General features: G+C 60.8%; 21 protein-coding genes. 2 read left to right on the top strand and 19 right to left on the bottom strand.

Annotation, left to right across the window (positions count from 1 at the left end):
- Positions 1 to 15 precede the first annotated feature (15 nt).
- From Q0C28_RS08925 to Q0C28_RS08915, 3 genes are read right to left on the bottom strand one after another with little or no spacing between them, the layout of a single operon-like run.
- The gene (locus Q0C28_RS08925) at positions 16 to 789 is read right to left on the bottom strand and encodes a 5-oxoprolinase subunit PxpA (RefSeq protein ID WP_293574950.1); all 774 of its coding nucleotides are present in this window, start codon (positions 787 to 789) and stop codon (positions 16 to 18) included.
- A gap of 14 nt (positions 790 to 803) precedes the next feature.
- Positions 804 to 1,823, bottom strand: coding sequence for a biotin-dependent carboxyltransferase family protein (locus Q0C28_RS08920; protein ID WP_293574948.1), 1,020 nt, complete (start codon positions 1,821 to 1,823; stop codon positions 804 to 806).
- Positions 1,820 to 2,584, bottom strand: a complete 765-nt coding sequence (locus tag Q0C28_RS08915; protein ID WP_293574946.1) for a carboxyltransferase domain-containing protein — start codon at positions 2,582 to 2,584, stop codon at positions 1,820 to 1,822. Before Q0C28_RS08915 ends, Q0C28_RS08920 begins: the two co-directional genes overlap by 4 nt.
- 207 nt (positions 2,585 to 2,791) lie before the next feature.
- Here Q0C28_RS08915 and Q0C28_RS08910 point away from each other — a divergent pair, with 207 nt between their 5' ends.
- On the top strand, positions 2,792 to 3,421 hold the full coding sequence (locus Q0C28_RS08910; protein WP_293574944.1) for a winged helix DNA-binding protein: 630 nt from the start codon (positions 2,792 to 2,794) through the stop codon (positions 3,419 to 3,421).
- A gap of 115 nt (positions 3,422 to 3,536) precedes the next feature.
- Here Q0C28_RS08910 and Q0C28_RS08905 read toward each other — a convergent pair whose 3' ends face one another.
- The 16 genes from Q0C28_RS08905 to Q0C28_RS08830 all read right to left on the bottom strand — a co-directional run bounded on the left by Q0C28_RS08905 (position 3,537) and on the right by Q0C28_RS08830 (position 18,778).
- The gene (locus Q0C28_RS08905; RefSeq protein ID WP_293574942.1) at positions 3,537 to 4,610 is read right to left on the bottom strand and encodes a siderophore-interacting protein; all 1,074 of its coding nucleotides are present in this window, start codon (positions 4,608 to 4,610) and stop codon (positions 3,537 to 3,539) included.
- A 22-nt stretch (positions 4,611 to 4,632) separates the two neighbouring features.
- Positions 4,633 to 5,418 (bottom strand): ABC transporter ATP-binding protein, encoded by a 786-nt coding sequence (locus Q0C28_RS08900; RefSeq protein ID WP_293574940.1) that lies wholly within the window; start codon positions 5,416 to 5,418, stop codon positions 4,633 to 4,635.
- Positions 5,418 to 6,452, bottom strand: coding sequence for an iron chelate uptake ABC transporter family permease subunit (locus Q0C28_RS08895; RefSeq protein ID WP_293574938.1), 1,035 nt, complete (start codon positions 6,450 to 6,452; stop codon positions 5,418 to 5,420). Before Q0C28_RS08895 ends, Q0C28_RS08900 begins: the two co-directional genes overlap by 1 nt.
- Positions 6,452 to 7,498, bottom strand: coding sequence for an iron ABC transporter permease (locus Q0C28_RS08890; RefSeq protein WP_293574936.1), 1,047 nt, complete (start codon positions 7,496 to 7,498; stop codon positions 6,452 to 6,454). The genes Q0C28_RS08895 and Q0C28_RS08890 overlap by 1 nt, the downstream gene beginning before the upstream one ends.
- A complete protein-coding gene (locus Q0C28_RS08885) occupies positions 7,495 to 8,556 on the bottom strand; it encodes an iron-siderophore ABC transporter substrate-binding protein (protein ID WP_293574934.1) in 1,062 nt (353 codons plus the stop codon). The genes Q0C28_RS08890 and Q0C28_RS08885 overlap by 4 nt, the downstream gene beginning before the upstream one ends.
- Positions 8,557 to 8,697: 141 nt before the next feature.
- Positions 8,698 to 10,905, bottom strand: coding sequence for a TonB-dependent siderophore receptor (locus Q0C28_RS08880; RefSeq protein WP_293574932.1), 2,208 nt, complete (start codon positions 10,903 to 10,905; stop codon positions 8,698 to 8,700).
- Positions 10,906 to 11,224: 319 nt separating this feature from the next.
- Complete coding sequence (locus tag Q0C28_RS08875; RefSeq protein WP_293574931.1) at positions 11,225 to 11,827, bottom strand: acyl-homoserine-lactone synthase; 603 nt, start codon at positions 11,825 to 11,827, stop codon at positions 11,225 to 11,227.
- 426 nt (positions 11,828 to 12,253) lie between these two features.
- Positions 12,254 to 12,724, bottom strand: coding sequence for a DNA starvation/stationary phase protection protein (locus Q0C28_RS08870; protein ID WP_293574929.1), 471 nt, complete (start codon positions 12,722 to 12,724; stop codon positions 12,254 to 12,256).
- 90 nt (positions 12,725 to 12,814) lie between these two features.
- Complete coding sequence (locus Q0C28_RS08865; RefSeq protein WP_293574927.1) at positions 12,815 to 13,240, bottom strand: hypothetical protein; 426 nt, start codon at positions 13,238 to 13,240, stop codon at positions 12,815 to 12,817.
- A 101-nt stretch (positions 13,241 to 13,341) separates the two neighbouring features.
- Complete coding sequence (locus Q0C28_RS08860; RefSeq protein WP_293574925.1) at positions 13,342 to 13,602, bottom strand: DUF1289 domain-containing protein; 261 nt, start codon at positions 13,600 to 13,602, stop codon at positions 13,342 to 13,344.
- 263 nt (positions 13,603 to 13,865) lie between these two features.
- A complete protein-coding gene (locus Q0C28_RS08855; protein WP_293574923.1) occupies positions 13,866 to 14,183 on the bottom strand; it encodes an antibiotic biosynthesis monooxygenase in 318 nt (105 codons plus the stop codon).
- 10 nt (positions 14,184 to 14,193) lie between these two features.
- Positions 14,194 to 14,958, bottom strand: coding sequence for a ChaN family lipoprotein (locus tag Q0C28_RS08850; protein WP_293574921.1), 765 nt, complete (start codon positions 14,956 to 14,958; stop codon positions 14,194 to 14,196).
- A 21-nt stretch (positions 14,959 to 14,979) separates the two neighbouring features.
- Positions 14,980 to 15,762, bottom strand: coding sequence for a heme ABC transporter ATP-binding protein (locus Q0C28_RS08845; RefSeq protein WP_293574919.1), 783 nt, complete (start codon positions 15,760 to 15,762; stop codon positions 14,980 to 14,982).
- Positions 15,759 to 16,826, bottom strand: coding sequence for an iron ABC transporter permease (locus Q0C28_RS08840; RefSeq protein ID WP_293574917.1), 1,068 nt, complete (start codon positions 16,824 to 16,826; stop codon positions 15,759 to 15,761). Before Q0C28_RS08840 ends, Q0C28_RS08845 begins: the two co-directional genes overlap by 4 nt.
- 3 nt (positions 16,827 to 16,829) lie before the next feature.
- Positions 16,830 to 17,726: an ABC transporter substrate-binding protein gene (locus Q0C28_RS08835; RefSeq protein ID WP_293574915.1), complete on the bottom strand. Its 897-nt coding sequence runs from the start codon at positions 17,724 to 17,726 to the stop codon at positions 16,830 to 16,832.
- Positions 17,723 to 18,778: a ChuX/HutX family heme-like substrate-binding protein gene (locus Q0C28_RS08830; RefSeq protein WP_293574913.1), complete on the bottom strand. Its 1,056-nt coding sequence runs from the start codon at positions 18,776 to 18,778 to the stop codon at positions 17,723 to 17,725. Before Q0C28_RS08830 ends, Q0C28_RS08835 begins: the two co-directional genes overlap by 4 nt.
- A 211-nt stretch (positions 18,779 to 18,989) precedes the next feature.
- Between Q0C28_RS08830 and Q0C28_RS08825 the strand changes: the two genes are divergently transcribed.
- Positions 18,990 to 21,026, top strand: coding sequence for a TonB-dependent receptor (locus Q0C28_RS08825; RefSeq protein ID WP_293574911.1), 2,037 nt, complete (start codon positions 18,990 to 18,992; stop codon positions 21,024 to 21,026).
- The last annotated feature ends 133 nt before the right edge of the window (positions 21,027 to 21,159 follow it).

The following is a 21,159-nucleotide window of genomic DNA, read 5'->3' as shown; positions in this document are numbered from 1 at the left end:
CCCGGTGATGCGCCCCTAGAGAGGGGCGCCTGCAAAGGTTGCGAGCTGCACACCGCTATCGTTGAGTTGGCGGCGCACCTCTGCGGCGATGGCCACGGCGGTTGGGGTGTCGCCATGCAGGCAGATGGTGTCGATCCGGGTCTCGATTCGCTTGCCACTGGCGGTGATGATGGCTCCTTCGCGGACCATATCCACCATGCGCTGCCCGGCCTGTTGGGGATCGTGGATCACCGAGCCGGGGAGTTTGCGGTCCACCAGCGTGGCATCGTCGTTGTAGGCGCGGTCCGCAAAAATCTCGCAGGCGGCGCGACAGCCCAGTGTGGTGACGGCCTGCTGTTGTGCGGTGCCTGCCAAAACCATGATGATGATGTCTGGATCCACGGAAAGCGCGCCTTCGTAGCAGGCCAGTGCCATGGCGTGATCTTCGGCGGCCATATTGGCCAGCGCGCCATGGAGTTTCAGGTGGCGCACCTTGGTGCCTGTGGCCTGGGCCATGGCCTGCGCGGCCCCCAGCTGATAGCGCACCAGATTGGCCAGTGAGACATGTGCAATATCCATACGGCGGCGGCCAAACCCATGCAGGTCAGGGAACCCCGGATGGGCACCGATGCCGACATGGCGGTCACGGGCCTGCGCCATGGTGGTGGCCATGACGTCCCAATCCCCGGCGTGAAAGCCGCAGGCGATGTTGGCGGAGGTCACAATATCCAGCAGCGCGGCATCATCGCCCAGGCTCCAGGCGCCAAAGCCTTCGCCCATATCTGCGTTCAAATCGACGGTTTTGGTCATGAGGGCACAGCTCCTTACAGATCGTCCTCGTCACCGGCGATGGCGCCGCTGATCAGTTGATAGGATAGAAGATCGGTCATTTTATGTGGATCCCGGATCAATGGCTGGCAGCGCGCGGGCAAGGTCTGCCGGTCCTGCGCGGCGTGGCGCTCTGCCTGGATTGCATCGTCCTGGCTGATGAACTGAAACCGCAGCAGCGTGCCGGGCTGTGCCTGCGCCAGTTTGGGCAGATCACAGGGCAGCGCGGTTCCGATCCGGGGGTAGCCACCGGTGGTCTGGCATTCCGACAGCAACAGATAGGGGGTGCCGTCACCGGTGATTTGGATGTCTCCGGGGGTGATCACCTCTGACAGCACAGTGCGGCCGCCATCCGGCTGGAATGACGCCCCATCCCCGTCCAGTGCAACGCCCATGCGGTTGCCACGGCTGGCGCGGCGAAATTCTGTGTTTTCAAAGCGCTGACGCTCGGCTTCCGGGAACAGTGTGGTTTGCAGACTTTCGACGATGCGGATTGTGCCGCCATCAAAACGGTTCTCGGCCGTGAGCCCAAGCCCCGCCGTGGGGGTAGAGGTTGCAGGCCCGAGCGGCAGGGTGTCACCGGCTTTGCAGGGTTGGCCGATCCCGGCAGCGACATGAACGGACCGGGCGCCAAGGGGCGCAGGTCCGTCAAAGCCGCCTGCCACGTGCAGATATCCATAACAGCCCTTTTGCACTGCGCCGATCTGCAGCCGGGCACCGGCAGGCAGGTGGTGGCTCGCGTTCCAGGCCAGGGTGGTGCCGTCAAGGCTCGCTGCCATGGGCGCGCCGGTCAGGGCGATCACGGTGTCTGTGCTGCTTTCGAACTCACCCCCCATGGTTGCCAGTTCCAACGCGGCCAGATCCGGTGATTGGCGCAGCAACGCGGCCCCCTCGGCGAGGGCCAGCAGATCTGCCGCGCCTCCACGGGACACGCCGTATTCCAGCCAACCGGGACGTCCCCGGTCCTGCAGCGAGGCGCCGGGCCCGATGGAGAGGATTTTCAAATGCTCCGTCATCGCAGCACCTCGGATGTGGCGCCACCGAAGGGGTCAGTTTTCATATTGGTCAGCTGTTCCGGCGTGACCTCCTGAAACATCACCTCATCGCCGGCGCGCAGCAGAAACGGGTTCTCGGCATCTGGCTGGAACAGGCGCACGGCAGTCTGTCCCACATGCATCCAGCCGGTTGGGGTGGTCACGGAGAACAGAACCAGCTGCCGGATCGCAACAGCCAGAGCGCCAACAGGAATCTGGCTGGTGAGCTGGCTTTGGCGGGGAATGTTCCAGGCTTCGGGCAATTGCCCGAGATAGGGTTGCCCCGGAGCAAAACCGATGGCTTGCACCCGAACGCGGGCAGCGGCGAGCTGTGCGCGGGCCTCTGTCTCGCTTAGCCCGGCGGCGGCTGCGGCCTGCGGCAGCTGTGGTGCAAGATCGGTGCCAAAAACGGCCGGGATGCGCCAGAGGCGACGGTTCTGTGGCGGCGGTTGTTTGGTCCAGTCGCGGCTGTGCAGCAGATCGGTCAGCGCCTGATACAACACGGCGCGATCCGTCGTGATCACATCAAAGCGAATGTAGGTGGACACCAGCGAGGTCGACAGCTCTTCGACACCGGGCCAGTTTTGGCGGCTGATGTCATCGCGCAGGGCCAACGCAGCCCGGTTTGCGGCCTCGTCCAGCGCATCGGCAAAGCTGACGAGGAGGCCATCCACCCCAACCGGACGGATCTGCGGCCAGGTCTGGGACGCGGTGTTGGGATCGGGGGTGGCGTCTGTGGTCATTGATGTGCGGGGGCCAAAATGAGGGAAAGCAGGGCGCGTGAAGGATATTGATTGCAATTTGCTGGCATATTGTCGATAAATTGTCAACGTTATCGAGCGGCCGATTTGTCTGCCCCCAGAAACTGACCCCTGCATATGTCTGCGTTCAGTTGAACCAGGTGGGGTAGGTGGGATCAGACAAGGCCTTGGAAGTCGTGGAGATCAGCCATGCAGGACCCAGAACAGCCAGCACCAGAAAAACCGGACCTGCCTGATCCAGAGACAGGGCCAGAGACAGAGCGAGATACGGAAACTGGCGCGCAACCGGATCGGCGGCGGATCGTATCCTCGCGCCATCTGGCGGAAGGGGAAGGGTGGGAGCTGTCAGAGCTGGAATTCGGCCTGATCATTGCTTTCAACGCGTTTTCCCGCTGGACAACCCGTTGCATGGCGGCCGCCGGGCAGGCGGATCTGAGCGCGCTGGAAATCCTGGTGTTGCATCACGTCAATCACCGCGATCGTGACAAGCGGCTCAGCGATATCTGTTTTCTGCTGAACATCGAAGACAGCCACACCGTCACCTACGCGCTGCGCAAATTGGTGAAAGCAGAGCTGGTCAGTTCGCAAAAGCGCGGCAAAGAGGTGTTCTATCGCAGCTCGCCGACGGGGATGGCGCTGTGCGATCGTTATCGCGATATCCGTCGGGAATGTCTGCTGGATGGCGGTGAGAGCAACCCGATGCTGTTGGAAGGATTGTTTTCGGACAAACAGGGGCGAGATCTGCGGGTGGTGGCGCAGCGGTTGCGGGTTCTGTCCGGCCAATATGATCAGGCCAGTCGGTCCGCAGCCTCGCTGTAGAGCAAAAGCGCCCGCAACCTGGCGGTGACAGCGAGCGCAGAGATCATTGAGGCGGGTCTAGGACCATACCGAGGGAGCGGTGGTCCCGGACCCGCCTATGTTGGACAGATGCGGGTCACTGGTTTGATCCGTCATCCGTCCAATACGCCGCAACATAACGCCTCTCGCGGTCTGCTGCCGTGTTCGGAAGGCTGGCACGCAACTGCTGAACCTCTGATTTTTCGGCGGCATACCACAGGAAATGGTTGGGGTGCGCGGCGATCAGAGGCTCGGCCACGGACAGGAGGCTGGGCGCATCTGCGTCGCGGTTCAGCCAGCGGACCGACACGCCCGGAGGTGTGGTGATCGGATAGGCGCAGTTTGCGCCAGTGTCGGCAATAAACACTGCGTGGCCCGTGGTTTCATCTGGCAGCGCCTCCAGGATGCGGGCGGCGGCTGGAAATCCTGTTTCATCGGCAAACAGCAGGATCTGCGCGCTGTTCACCAGCCCACCACCGCCCGGCCCATTGATGGCCAGCGTTGCGCCGACGGTCGCCGTCCGGGCCCAGTCGGTGACGCGGCCGCCATCATGGAGAAAGACATCAAACGCCAGTTGGCGGGTCTCGTGGTTCACCCAGCGGGCCGTATAGACGGGCCGATGAAGCGCCTTGTCACCTTTGGGCCATTGTGCGGATCCGTTCGGCGCGAGGCTGGGCCATTCCACATCCACCAGATCCTTGGGGGGCAGCACCACCCGGAAATGGATCGCATCATCGCCGTAGCTGGACAGATCCGGCACCTCGATCACGACGCGCAGAAACGATGTCCCCACTGGGGTGATCGACAGGATTTTTGTGAACTGAAAGGCAGGGGGGAAAGGCCCTGTGTCCCCGGTTTCTCCGGTGTTGCTCCAGCGTAGATTGGCCGCCACCTCGGGTGCAAACGGCGTTAGGTGTTCGATCAACCCGTCTTTCAACATGAACAGCCAATCCGGCTTGGCGGCGCAAAGATGTATTTTCGGGCCATCGTCCTGGGGTTCGATGCGAAACAGCCCATATGGGGTTTCGACGACCACCCGGCTGTCTGTGTTTTCGCTCACGGGCAGTTCGTGTTCTTGCGCTTCGTGCAGCAGCAACTGGCGCATCGCGGAAAACTGCAGGCCGCGTGCGGTGGCTTCGGTGCTCAGCGGAAAGTCGGGATGGACGGTCATTTGTTCCTCTCCTCAGATGGGATCAGGTGGGGATCACGTGCGGGGTGCCGCTGACCGGATCAGCGATGATCGTACAGGACAGATCAAAAATCTCTGCCATCGTGGCTGTGGTGATCACCTCATCCGGCGTTCCCTCCACCAGAACACGACCGTCTTTGAGCGCGATGATGTGATGGGCGAAACGGGCGGCAAGATTGATGTCATGCAACACCATCGCCACGGTGCGCCCTGTGTCGGTGTTCAGTTGTTGCACCAGTTTCAGTAGCTCCATCTGGTGGGGCAGATCGAGAAAAGTGGTTGGTTCATCCAGCAGCAAAATCTCGGTGTCTTGGGCCAGAGTCATGGCAATCCAGGCCCGTTGGCGTTGACCACCTGACAGGGCATCAATCGGGCGATGCGCGTTGTGGGACATGCCGGTCATGGCCAGCGCCTCATCGATTTTGCTGGCATCATCATGGCCGTATTGGCGCAGCGCGCTCTGGTAGGGGGTGCGCCCGCGGCTGACCAGATCCCGCACGCTCAACCCCTCTGGCGCAGTTGGGTTTTGCGGCAGGATCGCCAGTTGGCGCGCAACCGCGCGGCTGTTTTGCCGCCGGATGGATGTGCCATCCAGTTTGATCTCGCCCGTATCTGTGGGTTGCAGCCGGGCGAGGCTGCGCAAGAGGGTGGATTTGCCACAGGCGTTGGGGCCGATGATCACGGTGATTTTCCCATCGGGAATATCAACGCTGAGATCGCGCAGAACCGGTGTGTTTTTGGCAAACGCGAGGGAAATGTCCTGGGCCTTCAGGCGGGCGGGATGATCCATCAGAGGGTTCCTTTGCGGGTTTGAACGAGCAGGAGCCACATCAGCACCGGGGCGCCGATCAGGGCTGTGAAGACCCCGGTCGGGAGATGCACAAGTGGAATGGCGCGGGCTGCAACATCGGCCAGCAGGGTGACCAGCGCGCCTGTCGCGGCGGCGGCGAGTATTGCAGGGCGGCCGCCCCCGATGATACGGCGGGCAATGGGCCCAGCGACGAAGGCAACAAACGGCAACGGGCCTGCCACCGCGACGCCAACGCCAACCAGCACAACGCCGGTAACGGTGATCGTGAGGCGCAGCGGCGACAGCGGCAAGCCGAGGCTGGTGACCGTGTCATCCGACAGGTTGAGCCGATTGAGCGCAAAGCTGAGCCAGAGCGTCACCGGCAACAAGGCGGCAAACACCCCCCAGACCACTGCGACATCTGTCCAATTGCGGGCGTTGAGCGTGCCAATCAGCCACCGGGCCATGTCTGCGGCTGTGAGCGCGTCGAGCGACGCCATGGCGAGATCGCTGGCTGCTGTCAGAAACAGGCTGACGCCAACGCCGATCAGGATCAACCGGTTGGGTTGCAGGCCTGCAGACCAGCTCAGCCCGATCACGAGGAGAGCGGCGATTGCACCGCCAAGCAGTGCGCCCAGCAGGATCGAACCCCCGGTCAGCACCAGCGCCATCACCGCTCCGAATGCAGCGCCGGAGGTGAAGCCGATCACATCCGGAGAGGCAAGCGGGTTGCGCAGCATCGTCTGGAACATCGCCCCCGAGAGACCGAAAGCAGCGCCCGCGCCAAGGGCGGTCAGGATCCGGGGCAAGCGGTGATCCAGCAGGATCACCTGGTCGGCGGTGTTGTTCGATTGGCCGAGCAGGGTGGCCCAGGCCTGCGCTGCGGGCAGCGGGTAGGATCCTGTCAGCGCGGCGCTTGCGGCGGCAATGAGCAGCGCGGCAAGCAGCACCGTCCCCAATATCGCTGCGCGATAGGACAGCACAAAGGACAGGCTGGCCAGCCGCAGGGTGACAAAACCGGAGGCGACAGTCATCAGCGTGCTCCTCTTTGAAGCGGTGTGGATCTGTTGAACAGGATCAGAGCGATCAGGGTTGGGCCGCCTATCATGGCCGCCAGCACTCCGGCCTGCATGTTGCTGCCCAGCAGGGGCAAACGGCCCAGCAGATCTGCGCTGATCATCAAAGCGGCACCGATGGTGGTGGAAAACAGCAGAACCCAGCGCATGTCCGGCCCGGATATCGCCCGCGCCAGATGCGGCACGATCAGCCCGACAAAGGCAATGGGCCCCGCCATGGCGACAGTGGCCGCACATAGGCAGAGGGTGGCCGGTATCGCCAGAATACGGATGAGCCCGACCCGAAGCCCCAGGCTGCGGGCGGTGTCTTCGCCCAGCAACAGCGCGTTGAGACCGGGTGCTGCGATCGCGGCCAGCAGGGCGCCAACTGCGAAGAACGGCAGCAGGGTCTGTACCGTGGCGACATCAATGCCGTTGAACCCGCCAAGCACCCAATATCGATAAACCTCCAGCGCCTGTTGGCTGATCATCAGCAAACCGCGGGTCAAGGCCATGAAGAGGGCGCTGGCCGCAGCCCCTGCCAGGATCAGCCGGACCGTTGTGCCTTTGGTCCCGCCGCCGAGTGTAAGAACCAGGCCTGCAGCACTGACTGCGCCAAGCATCGCGGCCCAGATGAACTGGGCGGGATCGGTGATGCCGAGGGCAAAGATACAGAGCACCACGCCAAGCGCGGCCCCGCCATTGAGCCCCAGCAAGCCCGGATCGGCGAGGGGATTGCGGGTCAACCCCTGGATCAACGCACCCGAGGCGCCAAGCGCGGCCCCAGCGATCAGAGCACCGATCAGACGTGGCAGACGGATTTCCAGCAGGGTGATGTGATCCGGATTGGTCGCATCATAGCTGCGCAGCGCGGCTATGATATCGGACCAGCCCATGGTGCGCAGGCCAAACCGCAGCGCCAGAAGCGACAGGCCCACGATGGCAAGGCCGCTCAGCAGCAGCCACAGCATGCGTCTGTCTGCGGGGATGACAGTGATATCGGGCGCGGTTTGCGACAGGCTCATGGCGTGGTCCCTTTTGCGCGGGTGACTGTGGACAGGTCGGGTGTGATGCCGATGTCAGCGGAGCTGGGCACGATGGTGGCGGGGTCGCCGTCTGCGGCCAGCTCCACGAGCGGGACAATATGATCCAGGGCAAAGGACAGGCTGAGCGGGCTGGAGTGGGACAGCGCCGCGGAAAGCAGAGGATTGATATAGACCTCTCGCCCTTCTTTATGGGCGCGCATGGTGGTGCGCAGCGGTTTGGCATGCAGGCTGTTGGCCGTGCCGCCACCATCGATCCACAGCAGGGCATCCACGTCTATGGGCGACAGGTCTTCGTCCGGGATCAGGATATAGAAATTATCCATGGTGCCGCGCGTGTTGATGGTGTCAGGGATCACAAACCCGAGGTTTTCGAGAAACCTGCCGCGTATGTCCCGAGCGGTGTAGGCGCCGGTTTGGCCTGCCCAGACGATGGCGGCGGATTGGCCGGCCCAGTCGGGGTGGTCGCGGCGCACGGCCGCAAACCGAGCGTCGAGATCGGCGATGATGCCTGCGGCTTTGGCAGATGTCCCGGTGGCCCGGCCAAGAGTGCGCAACATCTCCTGCCAGGGCATGCCGTAGTCACCGAAGCCGGGTTGCGGTGGCAGGGTCGGGGCGATCTGCGACAGGATCTGATATTCCCGCCGTGTGATGCCGGACCATTGCCCGACAATCAGATCCGGCTGCAGCGCGACAATCTGCTCAATGTCGATTTCACCGTGCATGACAATGGGTTCGGCCTCGCCAAGTGCCTCCTGGGCCCAGGGCCAGACACCAAAGGGTTGGCCCCCGTACCAATTGCGAAGCGCATAGGGGCGGATGCCGAGAGACAGCAGAAAATCATGGTCAATGAACCCTATACTGACGATACGCTGTGGTGGTGCCCCGATCCGGGTGGTGCCGTAGCGATGGGTGATCTCAACCGGGAAGGGCTCTGTTTGCGCGGACTGCTGCGTTGGATCCGCGGCCTGGGCGGGCCCGGTTGCGAAGCAGGCTGATGCAACGCAGGCCAGCGCGAGCAAGAGCAGATGGCGAAACATGCGGGTGTCCTCTTCAGGCGGTTGAACGGCGACCAGCGCCCCGGTTTGGACGCTGGTCTGGGTGCTTGTTTGAGTGTTTCTTTGTGATCGACAGGCCGAGTGTGATTGACTGGGCCTGTCGGTGGGACTGGACCAGGCTGCTTAGAACTGGCGGCTGAGGGTGAAGGACACGGTCCGACCGGCGCCAAAGGCGCAGCCCGCGCCCTGTGGTGCTAGGGCTGGCGAGGGCAGGGCGCTTACGCTGGCCGGGTTGCAATAGGTCACATAGCTTTCGTTGGTGAGATTGCTGGCGGCCAAGGTCGCGGTCCAATCGTTCTTGCTGTAGGTGACAGAGGCGTCAAACACGGTCACATCATCCAGTTCGAAGGCAGGGGTGTTCGCACTGTCCGAGAAACGCGCGCCCGTGTAGCGTGCACCGATGCCTGCGCGCAGACCAGGCACCTGAGCGACCTCATAGTTCAGCCACAGCGACGCTGCGTGTTCCGGGATCCGTGCCAGAGCGTTGCCCTGGTTGGCGCTGTCTTTGGTGATTTCACCGTCGATGTAGGTGTAGCCGGCCAGAACGGACAAGCCATTCTCGAAGTTGTAGTTCGCTTCCAGCTCGACCCCGCGAGAACGCACCTCGCCCACTTGTTCAAATGCGCCGGGGATGCCCGCAACGCTTTGCGCTGTGTTGGTTTTGCGGATGTCAAAGACCGCGATCGACAGCAGGGAGTTTGTGCCGAGAGGGCGGAACCGGGCGCCAAGCTCGAAGGATTGGCTTTCTTCGACGTCCAGGGGCTGGCCTGTGACGCTGAAACCGGATGGGGGCAGTGCAAAGGATTTGGCCACATTGCCGTAGACCGTGATCTCTTCGTTCAGGGCGTAGGACAGACCGAGATGTCCGCTGGTGAAGGACTGGTCATTGGTCTGACGGACGCCGTTCTGGCTGCCGTCGATATCCAGACGATCGTGGCGCAGACCTGCATCCACCACGAGGTTATCGCCCACATTCAGGTTCCCGATCACATAGAGACCGGTTTGTTTGATGTCCTGACTTTCGACGGTGACAGCTGGGGTCGTTGGCACGCCAGGCAGCAGTGTGATTTGGCCGGTTTGCAGGAAGAATGTGCCGCCATAGCCAAAGGCGTAGGTGTTGTCGTAATCGGCACTGTAGTGATCAATCCCCGCCATGACCGTACCGGTGACCGCGCCGAAATTGACATCAGTCGACAGCGCATTGTCGAAGCTGATCTGCTTGGTGCGTTGGTCGACATCGAAATCCACCAGCGTTGCGGTGTCGATGCCGTTGGGCACCGGGGGCAGCCCGGCCAAGACGGCGGAGGAGTAGAACGCTCCGGCATAAGCGGTCTGGTTCAGCCAGTCATTGTCCGCATAGCGCGCCCGCGACCGGAAGGTCAGCCCGTTGTCGAACGTGTGGTCGAATTCATACCCAACGTAGCTTTGGGTGGTTTGAATGGTGTTGCGGTTGGGGTTGTTGGTGTAGAAATCATTGCCATAGCTTAGCACCGGGTTGGGCAATTGTGTGCCGTATTGCGGTGCCAGGATATAGGTGTCGCCGACATCATCCTTTTGGTACTGGGCAAAGACGGTCAGATTGGTGCGGTCTGTCGGTGACCATGTCAGCGATGGCGCCAGGTAGATCCGGCTTTCGTCGACCTCATCAAAAATGGTGCCGGTTTCGCCGGTCAATCCGACGAAACGATAGGCCAGCGTGTCAGAGAAAACACCTTTGGTGTCGATGCCGACCTCTGCGCCGCCATGTTCGGTGACCCGCGTGGTCAGTTCTGTTCCGGTCTCGAAATCGGGCCGTTTGGTGATCGCGTTCACCAGTCCACCGGGCTGGTTGGCGCCATAGAGACTGCCGGTTGGGCCGCGCAGAACTTCGATACGTTCCAGACCAAAGGTTTCGGTGCGCCAGGCGCCCCAGCCAAACAGCCGCAGCGGCATGCCATCGCGGTAGATCCCGGCGTTTTGCGCGTCAAAGCCGCGGATGGCGTATTGATCATACCGGTTGTCGAGGCCGAAGGTCTGCACTGTCACCCCGGGCAGATAGGCGATGGCATCTTCCACCGAGCCTGCAGCCTGATCAGTGATTTGTCGTTCTGACACAACGCTGACGGAGCGGGGTGTGGTGGCCAGATCCCCTTCGAGGCCACGGGTCGCGGTGCTGGCCGCTTCGGCGGCATAGGTTTCGACGGATTTCAGCGCTGGGTCCGAGGTGTTCGAGATCACGATCTTGCGCAGGATCACCGGATTGTCGGCGGTTTGGGCCAGCGCGGCGGGCGCTGTGGTCGCAAGGATGATGGCCAGATAGCTGGGGCGAAGGTGTTTTTGTTTAATCGGCACGGTCTTGATCCCAAGGCGTCGGGTTGGACGCAACATCGTTCGATGCCGCAGCCTGGCGGGCCGCGCAAAAACGGGACCGCAGGAGTGCAGCAGCATGGCTTTTCAATGATTGGCTTGAGGGGGGCTGTCAGGTGGACAGCTGCTCTGGCGTTTGCGCAAATGGCGCTTAGCGTCGGCGTAAATTTGCCAAGTGTTTTTGTCAAGTTTATGCGTGAAAAAATGTGAGCAAATGCTCACTTTCGACCAAAACACACCAGAGACACCGTGCTGCGCAACGCGAGTATGCGGCTCAGTTGCGCAGATTTCGATCGGATCGGGATCAGGCGGCCGCCATGCTTGCGGGGTAATGACGCAGTTTCAGGCTGTAGGCCTGGCAGAGCTCGCCCGCGATTTCACACTTCGGACCGGCCGGGTGCATGTGGAAGCCAACCTTCAGGGTCAACAAGGCTGCCGTGACCGAGGTGAGGCAGAGAAAAGAGCGCACCTGCAAGGCGGTGGCCATGCTCGCCAGGTTTGACGCCAGCTCGCGGTAGACGGTCTTGCGCTCGTGGCTGAGCAATTCGTCCGAGATAAACACGCGGGTGATTTCCCAGACATCCGGATCGCGCGGAGCGGGGGTGTCCAGCAGGGTGTTTGGCAGGCCCGGCAGAAGGCCCAATTGGGCGTCGCGCAACATGTAGCTGGCATTGATGCTTTGGGCGGTGGTGGGGGTCAGGCGGAAGCCTGCCTTCACCGAAGTGTCATCATGGATCGCGCAATAGACGCTTTCAGGCGTGTCGTATTGATCGAATTCCATCCCCCGGGCGTGGGGCAGATCCCAATCGTTGCGTTCGTTGAAATGGCGATGGCGGGCGCGCAGCAAACGGGTAAACACGCCGCCGGTTTGCTCCAGGTTGTCGTAGGTAATGTGGGTCGACTGCATGGTGTTTCAGGAACCTTCAAATCAATTTCCAGTAGATTTGAACCCACCAAAATTGACTAAAATTGTCCTAAAATACGAAGAAAGAATGGCATAGTTAACAAGACGTTAACAAAGCGTCGCCTGCGCGATTTCTGTTTCTGAATTGGGCTGTGACTGGGGCGAAACTTGATCAAAACCTGGGCCGAGGTGTGTGGTCAAGCCATGGGTTTCGGTATCTTTTGGGCAGGCTGATGTAGTCGAAATTTGTGCGAAAACGATCTGCCTGGACCAGATGGGTGTGTCAGACCCATGCGCCTGTTTGAAATGGCCAGATGCCCGCCTCTGGAAAAATAAACCCGCCACAAAACGGGGCTGTGGCGGGTGCTATTGGCTGGGCGTCCGTGTCGTTTTGGGCGGAGGTACCTGGCTAAATCTGTGAGCAGCTGATCAGCTGAGGTGCGCGCGCAGGAACCAGGCGAATTTTTCGTGAGTTTGACCGCGTGCGATGCAGAGATCTTCGGTCAATGTGTCGCCATGTTCTGCGGCCAGTTCACCGGCGCCTGCCAGCGTCTCTGCCAGGGTTTCCTGTGCCTCTTTCATCAGGCGGATCATCTCTTCCGCGCTTGGCACGCTGTCGGCTTCGGCAATTTTGGAGCGCTTCAGCATACCGGCCAGGGTGCCTTCGGCGTGGGCGTTCAGGGCTTTGACCCGTTCAGCCAGATCATCCTGGGCAACAAAATGGTCTTCGTAGATTTTCTGGAACAGGTCATGCAGCGGGCCAAAGGCCATGCCGGTAACATTCCAGTGGAAATTCTGGGCCAGCATGGTGGTGACAGCGGTTTCGGCCACACACTGGTTCAGTGCGTCGGCAATTTTGGTGGTTGCGTCTGTCGATAATGCTTGGGCTGTCTGAGTCATCTGAGCCTCCTGAAATTGAATTTTGATCGCTGCGGTTGGTAGCGAACATAGTGCGGGTTTCAGGAGGTCTCAAGAGTTTTTAGAATAATTCTAATCTAGACAGAAATTGTCGACTACGTTGCGCAGCAGGAAAATCAGATTGCGATGGGCGTGTTTTGGCACCCGGGAATGCAGCAGAAACGTAACGCTCGGTGTGTGGTCGCGGCGCAGCCCATCGGCCAGGGCCATCAGCCAGCGCTCATCAAAGGATTGCTCGCGCTCACCATTGCGATACAGGATGGGCCGCCTGCCGAGGGCATGCACAAGGCCGCGCACCAGCACCTCTGCCGCGGCCTGAGCAGCCACGGTGCGATTGCCGGAAAGGGCAGCGCAGGCGCCGAACAGATCAACATACCCTTTGCAGCGCGCACCGCGCGCCACGGTGCGCAGGAAGTCCAGCAGCGGATCGGGCGTAATAGGATCAGCGACTGGCTGGCTGAGCGGTTTGTCCGAAATCAGGCGGGCAACGGCGGTCATCTTGGGGTGCGGTGCTTTCTGGTTGGGTGATGCGATTCGCGATGTAGGGGCCGGGATCATCTGTCGCTGATACCGAGTTTGTGGCCGTGCAGGGCAGGGGTCTAGGCGGCTTCCTCGCGGTTCAGGACTGCCAGAGAGACCTTCTTTTTCGCGCATTTCTTGCGGTACGCGATGTCCCAGTGGGTGTAGCGGCCCATAACGCTCTGCTGTGCGGCAACAAGATCGACATAGGCCTCGCGATGGGAATTCTTCTTCAATTTCTTGAAGATAGATTTCTGCTGCTTGGTCATCGAACACCCAATGCAATGGCCGTCTCGTTTGAATTTACAAACGCTGATACAGGGGCTGGGCACTTTGGGCATAAGGTCCTCGCTATCTGTGTGTTGTCGCATCTTCCGGCAGGTTGGTCTGGGGACCGTTGCCGTGGATGCGGGGCTGTCTGCATCTATTTCTGACTGAAAGTGTCGAATTTCAAGATCCAGCTAGCTGTTTCTTACTAATTCAGTCAAGTTAAAACGGCGTGTATCGCCATGTGACGTTGTCGCAGACCGCCCAACCCGGCGCGCCAATACAATAAGGCGCCGCAGGGATCTGCGACGCCTGTAGAGCCACAAACCTGGACAGGTCAGTCGGCTGCGATGGCCTGGATGGAGCTGAACCCTTCGAACTTGGGCGCGCCTTCGTGTAACTTCTGGGTTTTGCCCGCATTGGCGTGAGCTGCGCGGAACTGTTCGCTTTTGGTCCAGGCGCGAAAGTGGTCTTCGCTCTGCCACACCGTGTGGGAGGCATAGAGCACCTGGCCTGCGTCTTCTGGACCTTTCAGCATGTTGAAGGACACGAAGCCGTCCATTTCCTGCAGATGGCTGTCGCGGTTCAGCCACAGCTCTTCGAAGGCGGCGGCGTTTTCGGTGGTGACGGTGAAACGGTTCATCGCGAGATACATGGTGGTGTCCTTAGTCGCTGAGAAGGGCGGCACAGGGATCGCCCCGCTGTGCCGGTGGAACAAGTCGGATGTCATCAAAGGGCGTGCCCGTATCGTGTTCGACAAATCCGATGGCGTGGGTGCGCACCTCTGGGGCTGCACGTTTGATCGCTGCGGGGATGCCCCAATCCGTGCGGGCATGGCCGTTACCTGCAATCACAGCAACCGGCCCACCATGAGTGGAGAGCGCCGTCAGCGCGGCACGGGCAAAGACCGCATCGCGATAGCGCTGCACGTCAACCATACCGGCCATCAGATTGCGGGGCATTGCTTCGCAATGTGCGGCGAACTGCAGGTCTTCGCGCTCGGACTGTTGCGCTGCTGGCAGCGGCTCGGTGAGCCCATATTGCGCGGCGTCGGGTCCAAAGAGGCCGGCGGCCCCATCGGTATAAACGACGGCGATCTCCGATCTGGGGGCGGCGGCTCCGACGATCGTGGCGGATCCCAGCGCATCGAAGATCGGCGCATAAAGCGCGTAGTCCGGCCAGGCGCCTTCGGCCCATATCGCAGGGAGGTCGGCAGGGTTTGCATTCGCGGCGGCGGCTTGCTCGGCGGTGAGCATTTCAAAGACAACAGCCTTTGGGGCCAGTGCGCGCAGGGCGTTAGCTTGACCCTGGTGGGAGGCGGCATTGTCGTGGACCTCGCCGAGAATGACGATATCTGCGTCGGGTGCTGCCTGGGCTGAGGCGGCAGACAGCAGGCCGATCACTGCAACTGCAAAAAGCGGAAAGCGCATGTGGTGTGTCCTTTTGCCGGGTTAGGCCGAAGCGGCATGAGGGAGAATATAGGGCCGTTCATCGCCGGGTGGTGCGCAAACCCGCAGGGTGCAACCATAGGTCCGGGAGAGGATGTCGTCCTGCAACACCTCGGTTGGGGTTCCGACGGCGAGACATTTGCCCGCGGCCAAAATGGCAACCTTATCGGCAAACAATGCCGTGAGGTTCAAATCATGCATCACCGCGATCACCCCTCCGCCGCGCGCAGCAAAATCACGTGCGATGTCGATCACCTGAAGCTGATGCGCGATATCGAGGCTGGAGACGGGTTCGTCCAGCAGTAACCACCGGGGGGTTCCGGCCTGTACCGGGGCCCACACCTGGGCCAAGACCCGCGCAAGCATGACGCGTTGTGCCTCACCACCTGACAGATCCTGAAAATTGCGGTGTGCATAGTGGCTCAGCCCGACGCGGGCGAGCGCGTGCATCGGCACATCTGTTTGTGCCCCGGCGGTTCCGGCGTGCAGCCCGATCTGCACCACTTCGATCACGGTGAAGGGAAACGCCAGTTTGGAGGCCTGGGGCAAGACCGCGCGTTGCGCTGCGAGCTCCCAAGGTTTTTGACCTGCAACGCTGCGACCGTTCAGGGAGACCTCACCCTCATAGGGCAGGGTGGCGGTCATCGCTCCCAGCAAGGTGGATTTCCCGGATCCGTTCGGCCCGACAATGGCGGTCACCTCGCCTGCTTTGGCGTGGAGGCTGACGCCCGCGAGGGCCTGATGGTGGCCATAGCTGACGTGGATATTGCGTGCGTGAAAGCTCATAGTTCAACCAGGCCTCGACGTTTGAGCAGGATCCACAGGAACACGGGCGCGCCCAGCACCGCTGTGACGATGCCGATGGGCAATTCTGCGGGTGCAATGACCACGCGGGCGATGACATCAGCGAGGATCAGCAAAATCGCACCAACCAGTGCGGCATTGATCAACAGGGTTCTGTGATCGGGCCCTGTGGCCAGGCGCAACAAATGGGGCACAACGATGCCGATGAAACCAATCCCACCGGATACGGCAACGGCGGCGCCGGTGGCGCCCGCGACGGTCAGGATGGCAATGGACTTCAGCCGCTGTACATCGATGCCGATGTGTTCGGCGGTTGCTTCGCCCAGGGCCAGCCCATTGAGACCGCGGCCAAGATAACTGGCCACCGCGATGGAAAGGAAGATCATGGGTCCCGCGGCAACGATCTTGGCCCAGCTGGCCCCGGCAAGGGACCCAAGGCCCCAGAATGTCAGATCACGCAGCTGCCGGTCATCGGCGACGTAGACAAGGATGCCCGATATCGCGCCTGCCAATGCGCCAAGGGCGATGCCTGCCAGCAGCATGGTTGCAACCGAGGTCCGGCCATTGCGTGTCGACACCCGGTACAGCAACAGGGTGGAGCCCCACCCGGCCAGGAACGCCGCAACAGGAACCAGCTGATTGCCAGTAACCTCTTGGATCCACAGCGGCAGACAAGCGCCCAGAACGATGGCGACGATCGCGCCCAGACCCGCCCCGGCGCCAACGCCAACAATGCCCGGATCAGCAAGCGGGTTGCGAAACAATCCCTGCATTGCAGCGCCTGAGACCGCAAGGGCCGCACCAACCAGGCAGCCCATCACCAATCGCGGCAACCGGATGTCAAAGAACACCACCTGTTCTGCGGGGCTCAACACCTGGCCACTCGCAGCTTTGAACAAGATGGTGGTGAACTGCACGTCGGTTGCGCCGATTTGCAAGCTGAGCCCGGCACAGACCACGAGGGCGCAGATCAGAACCCAATGCAGGGACCTGACTTTGGCATATCGGGTCTTGGGCGGCAATCCTGTCTGACTTATGGCCACCACGGCTCAGCTTCCTTCGCCATAGAGCGCGGTGTTTAGCTGTACGATTGCCTCGGCGGTGCGCGGACCAAAGCCGAGCAGCAGCAAACCGTTCATGCGCACCACAGCCTCGGTTTCGGCCGCAGGGGTCAATTGCAATGCGGGCATGGCAAACAGGTCACTGTTGGTGCCACCGTGGTTGCCACCGCGGTCCATCATCAAGATGACATCGGGGGCCGCCGCGCCCACAGCCTCGTCAGAGATCTGTTTGTAGCCTTCAAAGCTGTCGATCACATTGATCCCGCCGGCCATTTGGATGATTGCATCTGCTGCCGTCCCCACACCGGAGGCGTTGATCTTCCCGCCTTGTGTGGAGAGGATAAACAGGACGCGTTTCTTGGTGTCTGGTGCCCGCGCGCTCTGTTGCTGTGCGGCTTCCATATCGGCGAGCACCTGCGTCGACAGCTCTCGCGCTTTGTCTGGCACGTCGAGTGCTGCGCCGATGATGGTGATTTTATCCGCAATACCCTGCGCAGTGTAGCTGTCTGGCACCTCCACAAACGGCAGGTTGGCCGCGCGGATGACATCAATCGCCTCGGGTGGGCCAGAGCCCTCTTCTGCCAGGATCAATTCGGGGCCAACAGACAGCACGCCTTCTGGGGACAGCGCCCGCATATAGCCAACATTTGGCAGATTGACGACCTCGGGCGGGTAGACCGATGTGGTGTCGCGCGCCTTTAGCCGGTGTTGTTGGTCCAGTGCCGCGACGATTTCGGTGACCGAGCCCCCGATTGACAACACATCTGCATGGGGTGCGGCCTGCGTGCTGGCGTTTTGGGTGCTGACGGCGGTGGCGAAAAAGGACCCCAGAAGCGCGGTCCAAATCGCTGCGAAGATCGCAAATCCATCCTTTTTGCCGCTCATGCCAGTTGCTCCTCTTTTAGGGTGGGCAGCTGCGCCACGATTTGGCCCCAGGCATCCCGGCTGTCGCGCCCTTCTTTGCCCAGGCCGAACATCTGAAAGATCAGCCCGCCGTCTGCGTCAAAGGCTTCGACCGATACGGCGGGGCCGCGTTGGGTGGGTTTTTCGACGGCCCAGATTTCTGCGATACGGTCCAAGCGGATGTGCAGGTTAAACCCGGGGTCCATGATGTTCTGCCAGGGCCCCATCGGTGTTAGTGTGTGGATGGGTCCGGTGTGAATTTGGATACAGCCGCGATTGCCGACAAAGAGCATGATTTCAATGCCCGCATCGCGCACCAGCTGCAGAACCTGAGAGGCCGCGTCCGGCGACAGAGGCCGGGCGAGCGCGTGACCCGCGATGCGGTATGCGCCAAGGCGGTTCATTTTCAATTTCGCACAGAGGCGCAGAAATTGGTGGGTGTCGGTCAATTTGCGCCACTCGCTGCGCAGGGTGTCGACCTTGTCCAACCGCGATTTTGCCGCCTCCGTTGGGACGCGGTCGGCGACATCTTGGGTGTCACCTTGATCTGCGAGAGCGAGTCTTTGCACCAGATCGGGCCAGACCTCATGGTGGGAGGTGTCACGCAGGTGAATTTTGTGGATCGCATCGCCCGCGGCGTCAAAGATCTGCAGCGACCGGCGTGGTCCGGTTTCACCTTCTGTTTCGACGGCAAAGGCATGAACCCAGTGTTTGGGAAAAATCCGCAAATCGATGTCTTCGGTCAGGGTCATCGCGGCATGTTCACCGCTGTGATAGTTGCCGTATTCGCCGATTTTTTCGTGGACACAGTCGCCGGTCCGCGTCAGGGCCATGACCTTCCCCAGTTGTTCAGCCGCCGGAATGATACGGTCGGGGTGCGCATCAATGCGAACTGCCCCATGCCCGCAGAGGGCTGCGACCAGTTGGGCTTCGCGCAGTCCAAGGGAATCAGCGGCATCGCGCGCGCGTTTCGTTGGGTTTTCGGTTAGGAAACGGCGTATGTCTTTGGCCGTTTTGGGGGAGCCATCAGTCATGAGATCCTCGCAGCTATGGACCGATCGGATGGCGTCACACTGCTGAGGTGCGTGGCTGTCGCAAATTACTTGACTGTTTTAGTATGGATAGAGTACCGCTGCAACCCGATTGGATCAGGTGACAGCTGGTCCGCTCAGCACCACTCATTCACACACGCCGCTAAGCCAGCCCTTGCAAGTTACGGCCCTGACCAATCACAAGGATGGCTAAATGCTTATGCCTCTGTTGCGCGGGACGACCGCGCTTGTATGTCTTTCTGTCGCGATGCCTGCTGTCGCCCAAGAGGAACCTGTTTTTCTAGGCAAAATTGTTCTGACGCCCGGCAAGCGGGATTTGACCTTCGGCACCGCGCTGCCGCGCACGGTGGTGGATGAAGAAGAGATCCAGGACCGTCAGGCCAGCACCGTGGCCCAGTTGATCGATTCGGTGCCGGGTGTGACGTTGGTCAATGGCACCACACCGCAAGGATCCGGGATCAACATCCGCGGTTTTGGCGCCAATACGACATTTGGCTCCGACCAGAAAATTGCTGTCCAGATTGACGGGGCCAGTGTTGGGTCCGAGGAGTTGTACCGCATCGGCACGCAGCTGTTCACCGATCCGCTGCTCTACCGCGAAGTCGAGGTGCTGCGCGGCACCATCGGCAGCTTTGCCTACGGCTCTGGTATTGTCGGCGGTGTCGTCAAACTGGAAACCAAAGACGCCTCGGATTTCACCGATGGGGTTCCGGGCTTTGGCGGGTCGCAGACCTTTGAGTTCAGCTCCAATGGCAATGGCTGGGTCACCTCCACCAATCTGGCGTGGATGCCGAATGAAAATGTCGAACTGCTGTTGAATTATTCCTTGCGTGATCAGGAAGATCTGGAAGCAGGCGATGGCAGTGTCATCGGCAACAGTGCATTCCGAACCCCGTCTTTCTTGTTGAAGGGGAAGTATTCCTTCGGCCAGGACAACGCGCATTCCTTGACACTTAGCCATTCGCAAACCGAAGCGGATGACAAAGATGTGCCCTATGATCAGTTTGTGACCGACGATGGTGTGTTCGGGAATGTGGACCGGCTGACAGATACATCGCAAACCGTTCTGGAATACCGGTTCAACCCAAATGATGATCGTTGGGATCTGCGGGCAAACCTGTCCTATGCCGATCAGAAGATTGAGTATGACTACGTGCCCGGCTCCTCGATCCTGGAAGGCACACCGTCGTTTCCGTTCCTGTCTAGCACCGTCAATGCTGACCAGCGGTATGAGACAACCAAGTTGACTGTGACCAACCGCTCGCTGTTCACCACGGGATCTGTCTCGCATGATCTGTTGGCTGGCTTTGAGCTGCAGCGTCGCGAGCGGGCTGACAACACAGCAGCCAGCGCACCCGGTGGCACCAACGACCGGTTTGCGTTGTTTGTGATCAACGAAATGTCGATTGGTGGGCTCTCTGTGACGCCGGCGCTGCGCTATGAAAGTTCCGAGATCGACAGCGCCCTGCCGCTGGCGGGAGTGCCGGATTCCTATGACAGTGACGCGCTGATGGGTGGTCTTGCCCTGCGGTACGAATTTGCCAATGGCTTCTCCGTCTTCGGCAGCGCCGCGTATACCGAAGGTCTGCCGATCATCGACGATCTTGGGACCAGTGCCACCGCGCAGCGCCGCATCAACCTGTCGGAAAAATCCCGCACCTTTGAAATTGGGGCGGAGTATACCGGCAATGACGTGTTCGTCGGCGGCGATAGCTTCACCGTGCGCGGCAACTACTACGACACCGAGCTGTATGACGTCACCAGCTATACGGTGCCTGGATCCAATGGTCTTGATCTGCGGGATGTGGACTCCAGCGGGTTTGAACTGGAAGGGTCCTATGGTGTTGCCAATGGTACCTATGTCGATTTTTCCGGTCAGATTGCTGATGGCACGGAAAACAATCCCGATGGCACATCGCGGGTGTGGCGCAACACAGCGGCGGATCGTCTGCAGGTCACCGTTGGGCGGAAATGGGATGACTGGCTGGACGTGAGCTGGGAGTTTGTCCATTCGTCCAACCGCCGTGACGCGCTGCGCAATGATCTGCCCAATGTGACCCTGCACAATTTGCGCGCCACCTGGCGTCCGGACCGGGGCTTGCTGGAAGGTACCGAATTGCGCGCCGGGATCGAGAATGTCCTGGATGAGGATTACGTCGGCCACCTGTCTTCCTCCAGCCGCAAAGCCCCGGGTCGGTCCTTCAAAGTGTCTTTGACGAAGACCTTCTGATCATCTGATCCCTCGCACAGCGGTGCTGAGGACAAGCGATAAGGATCACTGATAGAGACCGGGGCGCAAGCTCCGGTCTTTTGCGTCACGGTGGATCGGTATTTGGTGAAATTGCTGATCAGATCGCACAAAG

This window comes from Phaeobacter sp. (genome assembly GCF_022825805.1).
Taxonomy (GTDB): Bacteria; Pseudomonadota; Alphaproteobacteria; order Rhodobacterales; family Rhodobacteraceae; genus Phaeobacter.
This window is presented reverse-complemented; position numbering and strand designations above follow the sequence as displayed.